At 45.8% G+C, this 19,800-nt stretch carries 15 protein-coding genes; 7 read left to right on the forward strand and 8 right to left on the reverse strand.

All coding sequences use genetic code 11. The annotated features are described in order from the left end of the window. Positions 1-91 precede the first annotated feature (91 nt). The 4 genes from pheS (at position 92) to AWH61_RS05160 (ending at position 4,437) form a co-directional block, all read left to right on the forward strand. On the forward strand, positions 92-1,072 hold the full coding sequence (pheS, locus tag AWH61_RS05145; RefSeq protein WP_075176373.1) for a phenylalanine--tRNA ligase subunit alpha: 981 nt from the start codon (positions 92-94) through the stop codon (positions 1,070-1,072). A gap of 14 nt (positions 1,073-1,086) precedes the next feature. Then, positions 1,087-3,474 (forward strand): phenylalanine--tRNA ligase subunit beta, encoded by a 2,388-nt coding sequence (gene pheT, locus AWH61_RS05150; protein ID WP_075176374.1) that lies wholly within the window; start codon positions 1,087-1,089, stop codon positions 3,472-3,474. A gap of 3 nt (positions 3,475-3,477) precedes the next feature. Then, complete coding sequence (ihfA, locus tag AWH61_RS05155; RefSeq protein ID WP_014949129.1) at positions 3,478-3,777, forward strand: integration host factor subunit alpha; 300 nt, start codon at positions 3,478-3,480, stop codon at positions 3,775-3,777. A 114-nt stretch (positions 3,778-3,891) separates the two neighbouring features. Continuing rightward, entirely contained in the window at positions 3,892-4,437 is a 546-nt protein-coding gene (locus AWH61_RS05160) for a hypothetical protein (protein ID WP_075176375.1), read from the forward strand. 28 nt (positions 4,438-4,465) lie between these two features. On the opposite strand, the gene ybaK is transcribed toward AWH61_RS05160, so the two are convergent. After that, the gene (gene ybaK, locus AWH61_RS05165; RefSeq protein WP_075176376.1) at positions 4,466-4,936 is read right to left on the reverse strand and encodes a Cys-tRNA(Pro) deacylase; all 471 of its coding nucleotides are present in this window, start codon (positions 4,934-4,936) and stop codon (positions 4,466-4,468) included. Continuing rightward, on the reverse strand, positions 4,933-7,335 hold the full coding sequence (locus AWH61_RS05170; RefSeq protein WP_075176377.1) for a penicillin acylase family protein: 2,403 nt from the start codon (positions 7,333-7,335) through the stop codon (positions 4,933-4,935). The genes ybaK and AWH61_RS05170 overlap by 4 nt, the downstream gene beginning before the upstream one ends. Before the next feature lie 98 nt (positions 7,336-7,433). On the opposite strand from AWH61_RS05170, the gene nagZ reads away from it, so the two are divergent. Then, entirely contained in the window at positions 7,434-8,444 is a 1,011-nt protein-coding gene (nagZ, locus tag AWH61_RS05175) for a beta-N-acetylhexosaminidase (RefSeq protein ID WP_075176378.1), read from the forward strand. Positions 8,445-8,490: 46 nt separating this feature from the next. Here the strand turns inward: nagZ and AWH61_RS05180 are convergent, their stop codons facing one another. The 4 genes from AWH61_RS05180 to AWH61_RS05195 form a co-directional block, all read right to left on the reverse strand. Further along, positions 8,491-9,006: a cob(I)yrinic acid a,c-diamide adenosyltransferase gene (locus AWH61_RS05180; RefSeq protein WP_049586488.1), complete on the reverse strand. Its 516-nt coding sequence runs from the start codon at positions 9,004-9,006 to the stop codon at positions 8,491-8,493. An 82-nt stretch (positions 9,007-9,088) separates the two neighbouring features. Further along, positions 9,089-10,840, reverse strand: a complete 1,752-nt coding sequence (locus AWH61_RS05185; protein WP_075176379.1) for a CsiV family protein — start codon at positions 10,838-10,840, stop codon at positions 9,089-9,091. A gap of 1 nt (position 10,841) precedes the next feature. After that, positions 10,842-14,339, reverse strand: coding sequence for a transcription-repair coupling factor (mfd, locus tag AWH61_RS05190; RefSeq protein ID WP_075176380.1), 3,498 nt, complete (start codon positions 14,337-14,339; stop codon positions 10,842-10,844). A 58-nt stretch (positions 14,340-14,397) separates the two neighbouring features. Beyond that, entirely contained in the window at positions 14,398-15,000 is a 603-nt protein-coding gene (locus AWH61_RS05195; RefSeq protein WP_014976255.1) for a PilZ domain-containing protein, read from the reverse strand. Positions 15,001-15,192: 192 nt separating this feature from the next. Between AWH61_RS05195 and AWH61_RS05200 the strand changes: the two genes are divergently transcribed. Next, a complete protein-coding gene (locus tag AWH61_RS05200; RefSeq protein WP_075176381.1) occupies positions 15,193-16,503 on the forward strand; it encodes a lipoprotein-releasing ABC transporter permease subunit in 1,311 nt (436 codons plus the stop codon). A 77-nt stretch (positions 16,504-16,580) separates the two neighbouring features. After that, on the forward strand, positions 16,581-17,144 hold the full coding sequence (locus AWH61_RS05205; protein ID WP_014949139.1) for a phosphoribosyltransferase: 564 nt from the start codon (positions 16,581-16,583) through the stop codon (positions 17,142-17,144). A 24-nt stretch (positions 17,145-17,168) separates the two neighbouring features. Here AWH61_RS05205 and AWH61_RS05210 read toward each other — a convergent pair whose 3' ends face one another. Further along, entirely contained in the window at positions 17,169-18,611 is a 1,443-nt protein-coding gene (locus AWH61_RS05210) for a sensor histidine kinase (protein WP_075176382.1), read from the reverse strand. After that, positions 18,608-19,783: an FIST signal transduction protein gene (locus AWH61_RS05215; RefSeq protein WP_075176661.1), complete on the reverse strand. Its 1,176-nt coding sequence runs from the start codon at positions 19,781-19,783 to the stop codon at positions 18,608-18,610. The genes AWH61_RS05210 and AWH61_RS05215 overlap by 4 nt, the downstream gene beginning before the upstream one ends. Positions 19,784-19,800: the final 17 nt, after the last annotated feature.

Genomic DNA, 19,800 nt, shown 5'->3' on the forward strand with positions numbered 1-19,800 from the left:
AACTACCGCTTTTATTTCAGGCAAGCCTTAGCGCACAGAATAATTCTTCCTATGCTTTGGCCATGCAGTCATCATGTAAATTGAGGAAAACATGGAGCTTGACGCTATTATCAATCAGGCACAAAGCCAGATTGACGCTGCACAAGATGCAGCCACATTAGACCAAGTTAGGGTCGAATTCATGGGTAAGAAAGGTAAACTTACCGACTTACTTAAAGGGCTTGGAAAGTTATCTAACGAAGAACGTCCTGCCGCTGGCCAAAAGATTAACCAAGCTAAGCAGGTTATTCAGCAAGCTATTTCTGCAAAAGGTGAGTTTTTACGCACTGAAGAGCTAAACAAAAAGCTAGCAGAAGAAGCAGTAGATGTAACTTTGCCTGGTCGCACAGAAAAGCCAGGAAACTTACACCCGGTTAGCCGCACGATTGCACGTATCGAATCTTTCTTTGGTGAGCTTGGCTTTGCAGTTAAGACTGGCCCTGAAATTGAAGATGGTTTTCACAACTTCGACGCGCTGAATATTCCAGCGAATCACCCAGCGCGTGCCGACCACGATACCTTTTATTTCAACCCAGACATGATGCTTCGTACGCAAACCTCTGGTGTTCAAATTCGTACTATGGAAGCGGAAAAGCCACCATTGCGTATTATCTCGCCAGGACGTGTGTATCGTAACGACTACGATCAAACACACACGCCGATGTTCCACCAAGTGGAAGGTTTGATGGTTGATAAGAACGTTAGCTTTACCGACCTTAAAGGTATTTTGCATGACTTCTTACATCACTTCTTTGAAGAGTCACTAGAAATTCGCTTCCGTCCGTCTTATTTCCCGTTTACTGAGCCGTCAGCTGAAGTAGACGTAATGGGTAAAAACGGTCAGTGGCTTGAAGTATTGGGCTGCGGCATGGTGCACCCAAATGTACTTAAAGCTGTGGGTATTGACCCAGAAGAGTACACAGGTTTTGCCTTTGGCATGGGCGTAGAGCGCTTAACTATGCTTCGTTACGGTGTTAACGACTTGCGCGCGTTCTTTGAAAACGATCTTCGTTTCCTTAAGCAGTTCAACTAAGGCAGAGAGTACACATGAAATTCAGTGAAAAATGGTTAAGAGAGTGGGTTAACCCGTCGCTGTCGGCACATGAGCTGTCTGAACAGTTGAGCATGGCTGGCCTTGAAGTAGACGGTGTTGAGCCAGTAGCAGGCGATTTTAAAGGCGTGCTAGTAGGTGAAGTGGTTGAGTGCGGTCAGCATCCTAACGCCGACAAACTGCGCGTAACTAAAATAAACGTGGGTGGCGATGAGCTACTTGATATCGTTTGTGGTGCGCCTAACTGCCGTCAGGGCATTAAAGTAGCAGTTGCTGTTGTTGGCGCTGTATTGCCAGGCGATTTTAAAATTAAAAAAGCAAAGCTTCGCGGCGAGCCGTCATTCGGTATGCTATGTAGCTTCTCTGAGCTAGGTATTAGCGACGACCACGATGGTATTATCGAGCTTCCAGCTGATGCACCTATTGGCACAGACATTCGCGATTATCTTGGTCTTGATGACAACGCAATCGAAGTAGACCTGACACCAAACCGTGCAGACTGCTTGGGTATTCGCGGCATTGCCCGTGAAGTTGGCGTATTAAATAATCTTGACGTTTGCGAACCTGAAGTAGCAGCGGTAGAGGCAACTATTGATGATAAATTATCAATTACGCTAAGCGCTGATGACGCATGCCCGCGTTATTTAGGTCGTGTGGTTAAGGGCGTTAACGTTAAAGCTGCATCGCCACTATGGTTAGTTGAAAAGCTGCGTCGCTGCGGCATTCGCAGCATCGACCCCATTGTAGATGTTACTAACTTTGTATTGCTAGAGCTTGGCCAGCCAATGCACGCGTTTAATCTTGCTAGCATTGAAGGCAACATTAACGTGCGTATGGCTAATGAAGGCGAAACGCTCACACTACTTGACGAAACCGAAGCGAAGCTACAAAGCAACACCTTGGTGATTGCTGATGACAATAAAGCGCTCGCAATGGCGGGTATCTTCGGCGGTCTTCACTCTGGAGTAACGGCTGACACTCAAGACATCTTGCTTGAAAGTGCTTTCTTTAGTCGCGATGCGATTATGGGCCGTGCCCGTCAGTACGGTTTACACACCGATGCGTCGCATCGCTATGAGCGAGGTGTAGACCCACAGCTTCAGCGTAAAGCGATGGAGCGTGCTACAGCACTAGTACTTGAAATTTGTGGTGGTGAAGCGGGCCCTGTGGTTGAAGCGGTAGCAGAAGACAAGTTACCTAAGCAGGCAACGGTTACACTTCGTCGCGAACGTTTGTCTCGCGTGCTTGGTATTAGCATTGACGATGCAAAAGTAACCGAAATGCTAAACCGCCTTGGTTTAGACGTAACGCAAACCGAAGCAGGCTGGGAAGCAGTTGCGCCAAGCTATCGTTTCGACATTTCAATTGAAGAAGATTTGATTGAAGAAATTGCGCGTGTTTACGGCTACAACAATATTCCAAACGTTGCGCCAAAAGCAACCTTGGCAATGTTACCTTCGCAAGAAGCTAAGCTGCCTCTGAATACAATGAAGTCATTGCTGCTAAGCCGTGGCTACAACGAAGCGATTACTTATTCGTTTGTTGACCCCAAAATTCAAAACGCCTTGTTCCCAGACGTAAAGGGCATGGTTTTACCACATCCTATTTCGTCTGATATGTCGGTAATGCGTGTAAGTTTATGGCCGGGATTAGTTGGTGCTACTGCTTATAATCAGAAGCGTCAACAACAACGTGTTCGCATGTTTGAAACCGGATTACGCTTTATTCCTCAACAAGATGCGCCAAATGGTGTATTGCAACAGCAAGTAATTGGTGGTGTAGTAGCAGGGCGTCGTAACGAAGAGCATTGGGACTTGGGCGACAGCCCAGTTGATTTCTTCGATGCAAAAGCAGATGTAGAAGCGTTATTGGCACTTACTGGTAAATCAGGCGAGTTTCAATTCGTAACAGGGCAGCACAGTGCGCTGCACCCTGGTATGACTGCAAAAATTTTGCTTAATGATGAAGAAGTTGGCTATATTGGTGCTATACATCCGCAATTTACAAAATTGCTCGGTGTAAACGGACGTGTATTTGTGTTTGAGCTAGTGGTAGATGCCATTACAGACCGCAAATTACCGTCAGCAGTACCGGTATCGCGCTTCCCATCGAACCGCCGTGATATTGCTATTACGGTTAAAGATGAAGTGCGTGTAGGAAATGTACTTTCTTACATAGAAAAAATTGGCGTAAATCAACTAGTTGCTCTAAACTTGTTCGATGAATACAAAGGCAAGGGAATTGAGCCTGGCTATAAGAGCCTTGCTTTGTCACTTCATTTACAAGATCCGGATAAAACCTTGGAAGAAGCTGAAATTCAGCAAGCTGTGGATACTGTGGTTAAAGGTCTGGAATCTGAGTTTGGGGCCGCGTTAAGAGAGTAAACTATGGCATTGACCAAAGCCGAGATGGCTGAACACCTATTCGAGAAACTAGGCATTAACAAGCGTGATGCGAAGGATCTGGTAGAGCTTTTTTTCGAAGAGATTAAAGGCGCTCTGGAATCTGGTGAGCAAGTAAAACTGTCAGGTTTTGGCAACTTTGACCTGCGTGATAAAAATGAACGTCCTGGCCGCAATCCAAAAACCGGTGAAGACATTCCAATTAAAGCACGTCGTGTGGTTACATTCCGCCCGGGCCAAAAATTGAAAAGCCGAGTTGAAAACTCTGCACCTGTCGACCAATAATCTTTAGGTCGTTACAATACTGAAAAAGAGCGGGGTCTCTCGCTCTTTTTGTATTGCTTCTTTTATACAGTGCCGTCGCACTGGTTTTCATATGCAATTTCTTTGGAGGAAAGTGTGAAGAAAGCACTTGTCGTTCTTGCTATTATTATTGCTACTACGTTTTCATGGTTTGCTTATCTGTCGCTGGATGCAGACAAACGAGACCAAGACGCAGCCCAAGTTCCGCTTATTACGGTAATGGAAATTCTTCACGCAAGCGATTTGCAGGAAGGGGTTAAGCAGGCCGTGAAAGATGAAAATCTCGAAGTCGTAGATTCTTGGATGGCACAAGCCCGTGAGGTAGGGCAAGCTGCTAACCTGTCATCTGAAGATATGGATTATCTTAATTCCGAAACTGCGAAGGATTACGTTGTATTCAATGCTAAACGCCAGCTGTACAACGAAGCGTTTGAAGCGCGCTATTATGCGTTGGAAGAGGTAGAAACGCTTAAAGAGCAATATCCGGAAGCCAAAGACTTGTTTCCCCGCACTGATGCACTGATTGAAAAGCGTGATACGATCATTCAACAAATTGCTGTAGCTATTTCAGGAAGCGAGCAGCCTGATGAAGCCGCGCTAAAAGAAGCGCGTGAGCAATGGTTAGCCCAGGCTAGTAAGTAGCCAAGTAACGCACTATCTCAATCTTTGTTCAATCTACTGAAATATCTGCAAACTTAGCATTTGTTAGCGTAGCTAGATCAGATGGGGCGAGGGCCACTTCTAAACCTCGTTTTCCGGCGCTTACATGAATAGTTTGCAGATTTTCAGCGCTTTTATGAATGACGCTCGCTAACCGCTTTTTCTGCCCTAATGGGCTTACACCACCAAGTACGTAGCCTGTTGCAACCATTACTGCATTTGCTTGCGCCATTTCTACCTTTTTAACACCTAACGCTTTGGCCATTTTCTTTTCGCTAAGTTTGGTGTTTACAGGGACCACGGCCACGGCAAGCTTGTTGTTATCTGTACTCACTACCAAAGTTTTAAAAACGGTATCCGCGTCAAGGTTTAGCTTCTCAACCGCTTCTAGCCCGTAAGATGCCGCATTTGCGTCGTGGTCATACTTTAATACCGTGTGCGCGATACGTTTTTTGGTAAGTAGTGTGATTGCAGGTGTCATTCAACCTCTTTTCTATAAAATGTTCGGCTGTATATGGGCTCATTGGGGAGTAACGGTGTAGCAGCGTGCGTTGCGTAGTCGTTAAATCCAGACGCGTAAAATTCTGAAAGCGGGTGTCCAGATTGTCCGCCAGGTAGCGTTAAAATGGCATCTTCTAGATGGCCAGGGCTGACAAAAAATCGCTCAGAGGCGCCGAAGCTAGGTGCCTGTACGGCGGGCATGTATGTATCACCAAACCCCTCCACTAGCTGCATGTTTAACATGTTACCAACTAGCGGAATTTGATCAGCAAATGGATGTTTCACAGACAGTGCGTTCACTTTGCCCCAAGCTAATGTTTCCATATTAGCTTCTACCGGTGAATACTTGTCTAATAACTTGTGTTTGGCGCGCCTGTAAGCGTCTACAAGTAGCTCGTCAAAACTTTCAATATTGGCAGGCAGCCAAGATTCAGGCTGACTATGAATAAGTTGCCACACAGCTGGTTCAATGCCACGTAACAGTGTACGACTGTTTACACCTTGTTGGTCTAATGTTGAAAGCACGCCTCCAAAAAGGGTTTGTACTACTTCTTGCCTAAAATATTTTACCAGGGTGTAGCCAACCGAATCTTCACATGCGCATTCGTCCCAAGTGTTTAGATACGCAAGGTCTGGCTTAAATTCGATATCTTGCATGTTGAGCAGCCCATATAAAAGGTGCTGCCAAGGAATAAGAAAGCGGGCGTGATTATCTAACTGAATGGCGTAAAAATCAGTCTCCGTAAAGGTGTCCTTTTCAAATAAGCGGTCTCTTATTTGTTGCCCGCGTGCACCTAGCGCATAACCACCGTCGCCCCAGATTTTGAAGTCATCAGCTGAAATTACTCTGGCATTCGCAGTCCATATTCTTCCCATATCGGGGTTTAAAACCATGGGAAGCTTTAGTGCACGCTTTGGTGTTATGTTCACTGCTTCTTGCTCTGGTATAGCGGTGAATGAAGCCTGTTGCCTTTCCATCACCGCGCCACCAGGAAGCCATACAGCGTTGCCGTCTTCATCCACAATTACCAGGTTTTGCGTGGGGATAGCAATGCGTTGGCCTATCTTTATTGCTGTTTGAATATTTTTGGCGGTGCCGAAATTTGTAATGTTCAAATTGGCGGCAAACGGATGATGCGCTACCCAATTTAGTGCATAGCGCTTGCCATTAAGTTCTTTTACTGGCCCATACGAACTTACTTCAAACTCAAATGTATGTTCATCGTCAGGTAAAGGAATACGCTCTGTTACCGTGCTTGTGGGCGTTGTTTCGTCTAACTCAATCCAATCTACATTGTCTAAATTTGCATTGGTAAAACCCCAGGCGATATGGCCGTTGGTGCCTACAACTATGCCAGGAATGCCCGGCAGGGAAACCCCGGTTACTTGCACATCGCTGCCTGATTCTTGATAGTTTAGCTGGGCGCGATACCAGATGATGGGAACCCGCAATCCTAAATGCATGTCGTTCGCTAAAAGGCCTGCGCCTGACGTGGTGTGACTCCCGGTTACCGCCCAGTTGTTGCTACCGATATCAGGAAGCTCAGTACCGTTGTATTGTGCACGGGCGATAGCCGTATTGTCGTTATCGTTTAGCTTCTGGGCAGATTCGTCCTCAGGATCTCGCTCAAGGCTCTCGTCGTTACTATCTTCTGGTGAATGAGTAATTGGGCGTAGCGATGCAGGGTAGTCAGGAATAGGTGCTTCAAGCAGTGGTATCTCGCTGGCATCAAGCGCTGCCTGATAATTACTCGGCTGAGTAATGAAGCTGTATAAATCATTCCCAAATGTTGAAAGCAATGCCTCTCTTGCTAAATCAAGTTCTACTTGGCTACCTTGTAAATCCAAATACATACTGTAAATCACAAGAATACTGTCGGTGGGGCGCCATTGTTTTATATCAACGCCTGCAGCTAGGTATTCAAAGGGTGGCAACGCATACTCAGACAATGCGTCATTTACGCCGTGAGCGTAGCGTACGAGTAGTTCTTGTTGTTTTGAGGGGAGGTTATCGAATACGACTTTTGCTCGTTTCTCAAATTGATGAAAGCGGGCTTTTTTATCAACATCTAGGGCAATGTCCCCCACCCATTGTGACAAACTGCCCGATGCGGCACGGCGTTGTAAATCCATTTGAAAGAAACGATCTTGAGCATGGGCAAAACCTAGTGCATAGGCTGCGTCGAAAATATCGTTAGCATTGATAATAGCATGGCCTAGTTCGTCACGGCTTAGCTCAGTAGGTGCATTCACGTGATAAGTGGCACTGTTTCCGTCAAGCGCAGGTAAACTAAGACGAAGCGATGTATACAAGCCTAATGCTGTTAACAAAAGTAATGTTAAAACACTTAAAACCAACCACTTGAACCAATTTATCACGTGTAAAACTCCCTATTTTTCTCTATCCTAACTACAGAAATTGCAAATTTGAAGTGATGTTTTATGACACATACTAAGGCGGTGCTGTGGGACCACTAATGTTGGACTGTCAGGCTGAAGAACTTTTGCCTGAAGAAAAGGAAAAATTAGCACACCCGGTGGTGGGAGGCGTAATTTTATTTAGCCGTAACTATCACGACAAGCGTCAGCTTTCGGCGCTGGTTCAAGATATAAGACGCTTTGCGAAGCAGCCGGTGTTGATTGCCGTTGATCATGAAGGCGGCCGCGTTCAGCGTTTTCGTGAAGGCTTTACTGCCATACCAGCAATGGGCGATATTTTAAGGCAGTCAGAGCATCAAGATGAAAGTGCAGCATATGCAAAAGCGTGTGGATTAGTATTGGCTTATGAACTTAAAACTTTAGATATCGATTTTAGCTTTGCCCCGGTGCTTGATATAAATGGTGTATCGCAAGTTGTTGGTGACAGGGCATTCTCAGACAATGCTGACGACGTTATTCGCCTTGCCGCTCATCTAATCCAAGGTTTAAAGGCTGTAAATATGCCGGCTATTGGAAAGCACTTTCCTGGGCATGGCAGTGTAGCGCCAGACTCTCATATAGCGTTACCAGTCGACGAACGCGAATTTGATGAAATACGCAGTACCGATATGGTGGTATTTGAACGCTTCATCGAGCGTGCGCTGCTTGATGGCGTTATGCCTGCCCATGTTATTTACAATCAGGTATGCGATAAGCCTGCGGGTTTTTCAACTAAATGGCTGCAGGATATACTTAAACAGGATCTAGGCTTTGGCGGTGCAGTATTCTCTGATGATTTGTCCATGCACGGCGCAAGTGTCGCAGGAAGTTACGTTGAGCGTGCTGAGGCAGCGCTAGAAGCAGGTTGCGACATGGTACTTGCCTGCAACAATCCGCAAGGGGCTGAGACTATCCTTGATGGATTGGAAACGCGCTTTGCTAACCTGTCTAACAACGATTTACAAAAGCAAGAGCGCGTTATGGCACTTTATGACCGTGTCATGCCTGCAGGGCTAAAAGATAAATACGACAGTGGGGTTGAGCTGGTGAAGCGCTTAAGCGAACGGTAGTTTTTATAACTACCGTTTTTCGTTTTCTGATTTTAATGCCGGCCGCTTAAACTGGTACTTCGTCTACGCCAGCTTCTATGTTTATAAATCGTGCAAAAGTGAAGAGAAAATCGCTTAAGCGATTTAAATAAGCATGTACCACTTCTGGCACGTCATAATGTTTAGATAGGCTAATGACAGCACGTTCAGCTCGCCGGCACACAGCACGACAAACATGAGCTTGCGCAGAAGCCTTACTTCCGCCAGGCAGTACAAACGACGTATTAGGCGGCATTTGACGGGTAATATTGTCTATAAGGCTTTCTAGGTTCTCAATATCAGTTTGCGTCAGCGTTGAGCTTGCTGAAATAGCAAAGCCAGCTTGAAACAGGTTGCGCTGAATGTCTTGGAGCATTGGCTTATGTTTGTCAGTAACATGCGCTGCTAGTAGTCCGATATGGCTATTGAGTTCGTCCATATCACCGTAGCTTTGTACTACTAAATCATCCTTATCTACACGTACGGCTTTGTCAGCGTAAATTTGTGTGCTGCCCTTATCACCAGTGCGAGTGTAAATCTTCATAAAAACCTAAATCTCTCTATCAATCGCAAATATTATTTTTTGTTTTTAAAACCAAAGTACTTACAGTAAGCGTTTACTCAAATCACTCGCTAACGTCAGGGCGGTTGTAGCGACGAATTTGTACTACAAAACCAAACAGCGGGTGGTCGAAATAATGCAGTTGCGTACTGATTACACGTCTTTGTTCAGCTAACGGAACTGAAACCAGTTTGTACTCTGTTGATGTCGCCTGACGGGGCTTAGCAGCATTACCAGTGCTGTCATCTTCAGTGCTGAAGTAGCTCATTGGTACCGGCTGGCGATAAAACATCTCGCCATCTACATGAAGGTAAGGTACGCGGTTGATATATTTAAGAAATACTTTGATAGTGCCGTCAATTTCCCAAATGGGGGTTCTTAACGAAGCGTCGGTAGTGTCATCTTCACCTTGCTCTACAATAATCGGCGTATCAAGCGCTTTAAATGCGCCATACTCTATAGCCTGTGGGTTTGACAAACGGCGGTCCAAATCGGCAAAAATATCTGAAACAGCAAGAAATTGATCAGTGCCATGCGCTGCAGTTTTATCAGCTTCAAAAGCAGTACTTACACCACTTAGGCTGTTTTCGTCTGTGCTCGATGTGTTTTTATAAGCATCATTATCAGTAAGAGCGGCGGTGGAGCCGTAACCAAACTCTGGAGCGGAATCGTCAGTTTCATTGTTTACATTATCAACGTGTTTTGGAGCTCGCATATCACCGTTCAAGTCAAACTGCTGCGCGTAGTTTTGCCCACCATAAAGACGCACGTTGAAAGCTTTGTTCTTACCAAACATAACTGGCTGACGCCAGGTTGCGTGAAACAAACGCTCTAGCTCGCGATTAGAACGTATTTGGCGAGAAATTGAAGACAGTGCTTGCTGATTACTGGTAAGCAGATGCGCTTTTGACGCAAGCGGCCAGTCGTGTCCTTCAATGATAATAGGTAAACTTGCTGGAGCGGGTAGCCTATTATCCGGCTGATTCACCTTCCATACGATTACAGGTTGAAGCGCGCTGCTTCTAGACTTGCTCTCGCTTATCGAAACGCCTGAGTTTAGTTCGTCGTCGCCTGGAACAACAACGTTCAGTGCAGTGGTTACCTCAGCGCTAAGCCATGGCTTCGCTTCTTCACAGTACTTAAATACAGGCACCGTGACAGGTGAGGAATCTTTTACGCCGAAGAAATACGTCCAATAGCTGGCGATGGTTGCAGCATCAGGAGCGGGTGTGACGTCGTCAGTGATGAACCCCTCATTTGAGTAGTCAAGGCTATCGCTATAGTCGGAGTCTGTTGAAGAATAAGAAGCGCCATACTCATCGCCAGTAATGGTTTCGCTTTGTGCCTGACTCGCTAAGTCTGGTGTAGGAGATGGCTCATTGGCTGTTAAACCAGATGTTTCATTATATCCATAGCCCATTTCTTCAGAGTAGGGGCTAGAAGACATGTCACCGTACTGCGCACTGTTATCTTTAGGCAGCGACAAAAAATCTACATCTTTTGCGGGCACGCTCAAAAGTCCGTTGCTAGGCCACTTAACCGAGGTATCAGCGCCGCAAACGGCTAACCCTTGTTTTAGATAGCTTATATCAGGCGAGATGATATCGCTGATGATGTCTGCCTGAGCGCGAGGGGCTGACAAGTTGTCAGCCAAAGAAAACTGCTCTTCTAACTCAGTTAGTGCCACGTTGCGCTTAAACGCAATAACTTCCACATCGAACCACCAGTTGTCATTGGCGTTAGCTGCAGTTGAAATTGTCGTTAAGAGAACGGCGCTTATTGATGCAACTAACGGGCACCAGCGAGATAACTTCATGTTACCGCGACTCCTTTGCAAAATCGGCAATAATATCGCTAATAAACGCGATGCGCTCTTTAGCTGTTTCGGTCTTTTTCACCAAACGCAGTTTTTGGCTTCCTTCAAACTTAAAGGTGTTTGGTTTGGTTTGCACCAAACTAATAATATAGCCTGGGTTAACCTTCGTGGTTTCTTTAAACTCTATGGTACCGCCTTGGGCCGACAAGTCTACTTTTAGAATGCCTAACGCTTGGGCTTTTAGTTTAATTTCAGCCACTTCTATTAAGTTTTTAGCTGGCTCTGGCAATAGACCAAAGCGGTCAATACATTCTACCTGGAATTCATCAATGTCGTCTTGGGACGTACAGCTGGCCAGACGTTTGTATAGCGATAGGCGAGTGTTAACGTCGGCAATATAGTCTTCAGGCAATAGGGCTGGAATACGCAGTTCAACTTCGGTATGGCCCGAGGTCGCGTCGTCTAATGATGGCTCTCGGCCTTCTTTAAGCGCGTTAACGGCTTTATCGAGCATATCCATATACAAACTGAAACCAATACTCGCTATTTGCCCCGATTGATCGTCGCCTAGCAGCTCACCGGCACCACGAATTTCTAAATCGTGGGTAGCAAGCGCAAAACCTGCACCTAAATCTTCAAGCTGCGATATTGCTTCTAAACGTTTTACTGCATCTTTGGTCATGCGCTTTGGATGAGGCGTTAATAAGTAGGCGTACGCTTGATGATGCGAGCGACCCACACGACCACGAAGCTGGTGCAGCTGCGCTAAACCTAAATGGTCGGCTCTATCCATAATAATGGTATTCGCACTTGGTACGTCGATACCTGTTTCAATGATGGTAGTACACACAAGTACGTTGTAGCGCTGGTGGTAGAAGTCGCTCATTACGCCTTCAAGTTCACGCTCGCGCATTTGGCCGTGACCCACTGCAATACGGGCTTCAGGAACGATTTCAGCGATTTCTTCGGCCGTTCGCGCAATGCTATCCACTTCGTTGTGAAGGAAGTAAACCTGACCACCGCGCAGTATCTCACGCATAATGGCTTCGCGAATAACGGCTTTATTACGCTGCTGCACAAAGGTCTTAATTGATAAACGACGGGCCGGGGCTGTGGCAATAATCGATAAGTCGCGCATGCCTGATAACGCCATGTTAAGCGTACGAGGAATAGGCGTAGCGGTTAACGTTAAGATATCTACATCGGCACGTAAGGACTTAAGTTTCTCTTTTTGACGCACGCCAAAGCGATGTTCTTCGTCGATGATCACAAGGCCTAAGTCTTTATATTTAATATCGCTAGACAGCAGTTTATGTGTGCCTACTACGATATCTACTTTGCCTTCGCCGATCCGCTCAACCACAGATTTTTGCGCTTTACCGCTTACAAAACGGCTCATCACTTCAATTTCAAACGGCCATGCCGCGAAACGGTCTTTGAAGTTCTCGTAATGCTGCTGAGCCAGTAGGGTAGTGGGCACCAAAATAGCAACCTGTTTACCAGCATTAGCTGCAAGGAAGGCCGCGCGCATCGCAACTTCGGTTTTACCGAAACCTACGTCACCGCACACGAGGCGATCCATAGCCGATGGGCTGCCCATGTCGTGCATAACCGCAGCGATAGCTTGGGCTTGGTCGGGTGTTTCTTCAAAGGGGAAGCTGTCTGAGAAGGCTTGGTAGTCGTCCCAGTTAATTTTATACGCAAAACCTGGCTTAGCTGCGCGGCGGGCATACACATCTAATAGCTCGGCGGCCACGTCACGAACTTTTTCGGCGGCTTTTTGCTTGGCTTTTGTCCATGCGTCTGAGCCCAAGGCGCTTACTGGCGCGCTGTCGGCGTCGCCACCGGTGTAGCGTGAAATTAAGTGAAGCGAGGCCACAGGCACGTAAAGCTTAGATTGCTTAGCATACTCGATGCACAAATATTCAGTTGCTACGCCGCCCGCGTCCAACGTTTGAAGACCCAAATAGCGGCCAACACCGTGATCGAGGTGCACCACAGGCTGACCAATAGAAAGTTCGGCAAGATTACGGATAATGGCGCTTTCGTCGGTGGCGGTGCGTTTATCGCGAAGACGGCGCTGACTTACTTTCTGGCCTAATAGTTCGGTTTCGGTAATAAATAACAGTTCGCCTTCCTGGGTTTGCCAGCGGAAACTGTTGTCAACCATACCCACGGTAATGCCAATGTTGTCGTGACTTGCGATAAAATCGCTAAAGCTATCAACAATCTTTGGTTTGATGCCTGCTTTTGCGAGTACGGTTAGCAAACCCTCTCGGCGACCTTGGGTCTCAGCACAAAACAGTACCTTAGCCCCGTTGTCAGTGGCTTGATTTACCGTTTTAATGAGTCTTTCAGCAGGTACTTTTTTCTGCGAGTTAATCGCGATGTCGTCAAGCTTTTCACACTGTAGGTTGCTAGTACCTGATTTTTCTTCAAGTACCTTGCTGGAAAGAGATGCACGAGGCCACTGTTTTATGGCACCAAATAGCTCATTTATAGGTAAAAATAGCTCGTCTGGTGCAAGCAGTGGACGTGCTAAGTTATAACGATACTGCTCGTAACGTTCTTGTACGTCGGCCCAGAAAAATTCGCTGGCGTCTTGCACATCACCGTGAAGTAATAGCAGGCTTTTAGGGTGAAGATAGTCAAAAAGCGTGGCGGTTTTTTCAAAGAAGAGGGGAAGATAATATTCCACACCGCTCGGCATGGTGCCCTTGCTTACCTGAGAAAATACGCTTTCAGATGCATTGTTTGCGTCGAACTTTTCTAAAAACTGCTGGCGGAAAAGCGTGATTGCCTCTTTGTCTGTGGGGAATTCTCGTGCTGGAAGCAAGCGAATTTCGTTAACAGCCTCGCCAGAGCGCTGGGTTTCAGTATCGAAATAGCGAATGGAGTCGATTTCGTCATCAAACAAGTCTATTCGAAATGGCTGGTCGCTTCCCATCGGAAAAAGGTCGATGATGCTGCCGCGCACCGAGAATTCGCTGTGGCTCATTACCTGATTAACATGCAGGTAGCCGGCTTGCTCGAGATTGCGTCTGAACTGATCTCTATCTAAGGTGTCGCCCTTATTTAGCATAAGCAAATACTTTGCTAAATAATCGGTAGGGGCTAAACGCTGCATTAACGTGTTAACAGGCACTATGAATATGCCTTCGCCTTGCTGTGTAAAGCGGAACAGGGTTTCTAATCGCTGAGAAACAATGTCTTGATGGGGCGAAAACGAATCGTAGGGCAGTGTTTCCCAATCTGGGAACAAGGTAATAGGTGTCTGCTTTGCATTATCGCTTAGGAAGAAGGCTATTTCTTTTTCGAGCTTCATTGCCGACGGAGTATCGGCGGTAATCAGTACAATAGGGCCTTTGTATTGGCTGAGTGCTTGGCTGATACATAGTGCGGCACTGCTGCCTTGAAGTTGGCCCCAGTGTTTGTGATCTTGTGATGAGGCTTCTTTTTTAGGCGCAGGTAATGGAAGCGATAATAAAGTGGCTGTCATGACGTCCTGTTTTTTAAGTGCAAGATGAGTTTTACGGCTTATATACTGATGTTAGGGTCTATTCAGATCCCGCTTTTTTTTCTTTTGCCCGCTTTCTTAGCTGTTGCGTTTGAATATGCAAGCTAGCGCGAACTAAAAGCTCCTGGTCTTGCTCTCGAATGGTGTTAAAAATAAAGGCGATATGGTAACGGTCTTCTACTTGCTCGCAAGTAATTACTTCGCCAAAACAAAATATTGCTGCAGCTTCGGCATCCAAGAAAAGTTTAAGTTCCGCTTTGGCGCCCACATCCAATGCTTCTTTTGACTCGATGACCACACCGCCACCACCGAGCTTTACGGTTTTGAAGCGAAACTCTGGCTCGTCTTGCTGGTGCAAAACGAACGACATCATCAAGTCAATTTTTCGAGACTGATGGTTTAAGTAGTCAGCCAGCGACTCAGCGTGGTCACTTAAGTTGCGAAGCGGACGAATTGCTTGCGCTTCAATAGCGGCCATTTCGCTGGCAATGCGAAATGCATACGGCATCGACTCCTCTAAGTTTTCTTCATCAGGCACTACTTCGTCTTCACCTAACGGGCGCATATTGGCGTTTATGCGATGTGCGATTGAAAAATATTCATCGAATTGGGCTTTTTTTTGTTCTAGGCTAAGTTCGCTCACATCATTCCTCTGCCACTAATTCTTGTGCAGTTAGTAACTTATAAGTAGTATACCGATCACACGTAGTATACCCACTTTACTATTTTGGGGTTAACCCGTCATCTCGTCTTTGGGCTACTTATCTGAATTTCTCATTCATTAAGCATAGCTAAACATAAGGCAGATTACCGTATTACTGAAAAGCAAGGCGCTATGTTTTATCCTCTTTCTGCATTCATTGCTTATCGTTATGCCAAGTCTAACAAAGCAAGCCAAACCAGTTTTGTTTCATTTATTAATCGATTTTCAGTGGCCGGTATTGCACTGGGGTTGATGGCGCTCATTATCGTTGTGTCTGTTATGAACGGCCTAGAAGGTCAACTAAAACAGCGCATATTAGGCATTGTCCCTCATATTGAAGTTACAAAGACACCCATCATAAGCGAGAACCCTAGCAGGACATCCAACGAAAACGCAATTACAGAGACACCCACGCAAACTGCAGAAAAAACGCAGACAGTGACTTTAAAAGAAATTAGCGAGACACCCATCGAAGGCGTTGTTGCCACTATGGCTTACAGGGAAGCTGAAGCAGTAGTGCAGTCTCGCTCGGACTTGCGTGGTGTTCAGGTTCACGGTGTTCAACCTGAAGTAATGATTGAGCACACTTTGGTAGCAAACCACATGGAGCAGGGGCGATTTAGCGATTTAACTGAGGGGAGTTTTGCTGCCATTATTGGGCGCTCACTTGCCATTAAACTTGAAGCGCGGGTTGGAGACAGATTGCGGGTTATGGTGGCAGGCGCAAGTGTGTATACACCTTTTGGAAGAATGCCAAGTCAACGGCTTGTAACCGTGGTGGGTGTCTTCGATATGGGCTCGCAGATGGATGACAAAGTGATGTATATGAACCTTAAGGATGTGAACCGCTTAATGCGAGATCCTAAAGGTAGCGAACAATCGCTTCGACTCTTTTTAAATGACGCTTTTAACTACCAAGCAGTTGTTAACGCGCTCACCGATAGGGTGGGTGTCTCTGTAAATAATATGAAGACTTGGCGTGAGCGTCAGGGGCCGCTATTTGATGCCGTCAAGATGGAGAAGAACATGATGACGCTCATGTTGCTGCTTATTATCGCGGTAGCGGCATTTAATATCGTTTCGGCACTGGTAATGGTGGTAACGGAAAAACAAGGCGATATCGCAGTACTCCAAACTCAAGGTATGTTACCCAGTTCAGTAATGTGGATTTTTGTGTTAAACGGCTTGTTTAACGGCATCAAAGGCGCTGGCATTGGTCTAGTATTAGGCGTAGTGATTACGCTCCAATTAAATAACATTTTGGACCTTATCGGGTCGCCGTTAGCCTTAGCGGCAGACGGTAGAGGGCTGCCAATTGAAATGGACGTTGTACAAATTGCAGGCATTGCTTTGCTGTCTTTGCTACTGTGTGTTTTAGCCAGCGTTTATCCAGCGCGCAAAGCGATGAAAATTGCACCGTCGCAAGCGCTCCAAAACGAATAAATCGCTGAATTTACCGTGCAAGTTAGTGCAAAATTCACTATACTCGCGGTCTTTTAAATTTTGCCCAGTGAGACGTCATGAACAAGAATTTTATCACCTCGCAATCGCTTCTACAGGATTCCTTTCGCCTAGCGGCAAAGGTGTATGAAGACGGCTTTCGCCCTGACTTTATTATTGGTATCTGGCGTGGTGGTGCTCCCATTGGTATCGCGGTTCAAGAATTCTTTGAATTTAAGAATACATCAACCGACCATATCGCAGTACGTACATCGTCTTACTATGGAATAAACAAACAATCGAAAGAGATCCGTGTGCACGGATTACACTACTTGGTAGAAAACGCGAATGCTGATGACAAGTTGTTGATTGTTGATGATGTTTTCGATTCAGGCCGCAGTGTAGATGCACTTATTAAGCAAATTAATAAACTAATGCGCTTGAACATGCCTAAAGATATTCGCATTGCATGTCCGTGGTACAAACCGCAAAACAACACGACAGACATCGTGCCAGATTATTACGTTAACGAAAGTGATGAATGGCTGGTTTTCCCTCACGAAATTGCGGGATTGTCGGAAGAAGAAATTCGTGAAGGCAAAGGCGAGCTGGCTGACGTTATGGACATTTTGTTCAAAAAGTAGTGAGTAAATGCTTGATATAAGCGACTAGGAGTTGCTGTTAAACGTATCTAAACCGCACTCTTGTGCGGTTTTTTTATCTTCCAACTTCGCTGGAAAAGATAGGGTAAATGTGGTGCCCACGTTTACTTCACTTTCTACGCTAATGGTTCCCCCCATCGCTTCAACGATGGAGAACGAGATATAAAGTCCTAATCCAGTGCCTTTGCCGGTTGGTTTGGTGGTGTAAAACGGTTCAAAGAGCTTTTGAAGGGCATGCTTTTCTATACCGCAGCCCGTATCTTTTACCGTTATGACGGTGTGATCTTTTTCTTCAAACGAAGAAATAGTTAATTTATCCCCATCTTCCATCGCTTGCGCAGCATTTACGAATAAATTGACTAATACTTGGTTTAATTTTCCTGTTTTTCCCTTAATTAAAGGCACATCGCTTAGGTGCTGTTGAATCTTTATTCGGTGCTTCAATTCACTGTTTACTAATCGCAAGGCATGAGCTATGCAGTCGTTCACGTTTACGGTTTCATCATCGGGAATATCTGCATCGTGGGAAAAAGAGCGAAGACTGGTGATAATGTCTGTAACCCTATTTAGGCCTTCCTCTGATTCGCTGCAAATATCTGCAATTTCGTCGCTTAATGAATCAATCTTATTTTCAACCTTCCACTGTTTCGCAGCTTCAGCTACCTTCAGCCTCTCATCGTCGGTTGCGCTAGCCGCCAATTGTAAGACGATGTCTTGCATTTGCGATAGCGCAGGCAGCACGTTCCGTAAAAAGTGAATGTTGCTATTAATGAAAGCAACAGGGTTATTAATTTCATGGGCAACACCAGCGGCAAGTAAACCTAGCGATGCCATTTTTTCTGAATCGATAAGGCTTTTTTCTACAATGGCTTTTTCTTCTTTCAACCTCACCGTTTCAAGCGCCATTAACTTAGCCTGCATCCCCATGGCCATTTGCTCTGTAAAGGTACGGTATCTGTTAGCCATATCGACAAATTCTTGGGTGTAATAACCCAGTGCTTGATGGCAAAACACAATAACTGCGTGTTGCTGATGTACTTTAAATGGACAATAAAGTACAGAGGTGACGGGCGTGTCGAACAAAGATAGGTGGCGTTGCCACGTCGCTTGCTGCTTAATGTTGAATAATGCTATAGGCTCACTTTTAACCGCACGGGAGAGTGTGTCATCGATTTGCCATACGGTGTTAAGTAGCGGTGGATGGGTGCTGTTAATGCACCTCATTTTGCCAGCGCTTTCATTCTCAAGAACAAAGCAAACTTGATAATTATACAGTCCCTTGAACACACTAAACATTTTTTTATAAAGGTCTTGTTCGTCCTCTGCGGTAAGTAATACACGAGTGCCTTCTAGCAAAGCATCGCTTTCCTTCTTATGTGCCTCAGCCTGCTGTTTAAGGCGGTAAACTAGCGCTAGATCTTCTAAAACATTTTCGTAATCTTTATTCATTGAGAGAACACTACCGCTGATATCATAAGGTTGCCGTGTCTGTTCTTGCCATCTAAAAAGCGCCCTTGCTCGCCAAAAGTAAACGGGCCGCAAATAGGTAATGCTGGAAATTTTTCTTGCAGCGAATTCAGCATGAAATTAATTTCGTCTCCAACCATCAAGCGACATCCTGCGCAGTAAATCATTAGTACGCCAACAGGCTTTCTGTTTTCGGGTAGCAACATAACCGCATTGTTTATCACCCGCTCTGCGCGAGACGTAAGGCTAGAAATGCTACCTTCCATCAACACCAACTCTTCACCTTCTTCTACTTCTGAAAAAACATGTAGTGCACCACTTTCATCGACAGAATCGGGGTGGCACAGAAGGTAATTCACCGCACCGTTGTCTAATTCTACTGGTCTGCCTAGCGGTGCTGACGATGTTAGTCCTAAAATTTGACCGCCATATAGCTGTTGAGCGATAAGGTTATTGGTCGCTTTGTTATAAACGGTACTTGCACCGCTATTGTTAAGCTGTTGTAGTTGGCGTCCTTTCGCTTTCGTTGCTTTAAATAGGGTATCGGTTGGCTTGTATCCTGAGCTATAACTCACCCCTAATGGAGTAGAGGGATACATAACTGCAACTACCACAGTGTGTGGTCCGCACGCATCTTTTGTAACGGTTGTCCAGTCGCCTGAAACCGTGTTGTCTGCCATTGAACCACCAAAAATAGGAACTTGAGTCCCTACAATGCTGGCGAAACCTTCAAGTATTCTTTCTTCTTCTCCTGGCGGCAACGCACACCAAATTAACGCTGGGCTTTCATAAGGTCTTCCCGCATTGTTTAGCGCATTTTGTAACGCGATGGCGCCAGCTTCAAAGGCGCTGTAGCAGGAGGCGTCTGCACTTCCAACGCCGTAGGCTCCACCATCGTCATTCACACAAAAAAGCGCTAACTGGCACCCCGCGTCAACGGTACTGCCGTCGCAAAGTAGCGCTCCTAAACAAGAGCTGGAAATGAAATAAGGCGCGGTAAACGCGCTAAGGCCATGTTGAAGCTCGTTAAAGGGTAAGTCGGCATTACCGTAGCCAATAACGAGAGAAGGTTTATTTTCACTAAATAACCTATCCATTTCGGACGCCATACTAGATGCGTCGTTACACTCCAACGAAAATGTTTGTATATACATTCGGCCTTTACCACTCA

It is taken from the genome of Alteromonas sp. W12 (assembly GCF_001924945.1).
In the GTDB taxonomy this organism is placed as follows: Bacteria; Pseudomonadota; Gammaproteobacteria; order Enterobacterales; family Alteromonadaceae; genus Alteromonas; species Alteromonas macleodii.

Coding starts and splice junctions, on each gene's coding strand:
- AWH61_RS05185 (WP_075176379.1), bottom strand. CDS start 10,840: ATGAAGTTATCTCGCTGGTGCCCGTTAGTTGCATCAATAAGCGCCGTT.
- mfd (WP_075176380.1), bottom strand. CDS start 14,339: ATGACAGCCACTTTATTATCGCTTCCATTACCTGCGCCTAAAAAAGAA.
- nagZ (WP_075176378.1), top strand. CDS start 7,434: ATGTTGGACTGTCAGGCTGAAGAACTTTTGCCTGAAGAAAAGGAAAAA.
- pheT (WP_075176374.1), top strand. CDS start 1,087: ATGAAATTCAGTGAAAAATGGTTAAGAGAGTGGGTTAACCCGTCGCTG.
- pheS (WP_075176373.1), top strand. CDS start 92: ATGGAGCTTGACGCTATTATCAATCAGGCACAAAGCCAGATTGACGCT.
- AWH61_RS05205 (WP_014949139.1), top strand. CDS start 16,581: ATGAACAAGAATTTTATCACCTCGCAATCGCTTCTACAGGATTCCTTT.
- AWH61_RS05180 (WP_049586488.1), bottom strand. CDS start 9,006: ATGAAGATTTACACTCGCACTGGTGATAAGGGCAGCACACAAATTTAC.
- AWH61_RS05210 (WP_075176382.1), bottom strand. CDS start 18,611: ATGAATAAAGATTACGAAAATGTTTTAGAAGATCTAGCGCTAGTTTAC.
- ybaK (WP_075176376.1), bottom strand. CDS start 4,936: ATGACACCTGCAATCACACTACTTACCAAAAAACGTATCGCGCACACG.
- ihfA (WP_014949129.1), top strand. CDS start 3,478: ATGGCATTGACCAAAGCCGAGATGGCTGAACACCTATTCGAGAAACTA.
- AWH61_RS05215 (WP_075176661.1), bottom strand. CDS start 19,783: ATGTATATACAAACATTTTCGTTGGAGTGTAACGACGCATCTAGTATG.
- AWH61_RS05200 (WP_075176381.1), top strand. CDS start 15,193: ATGTTTTATCCTCTTTCTGCATTCATTGCTTATCGTTATGCCAAGTCT.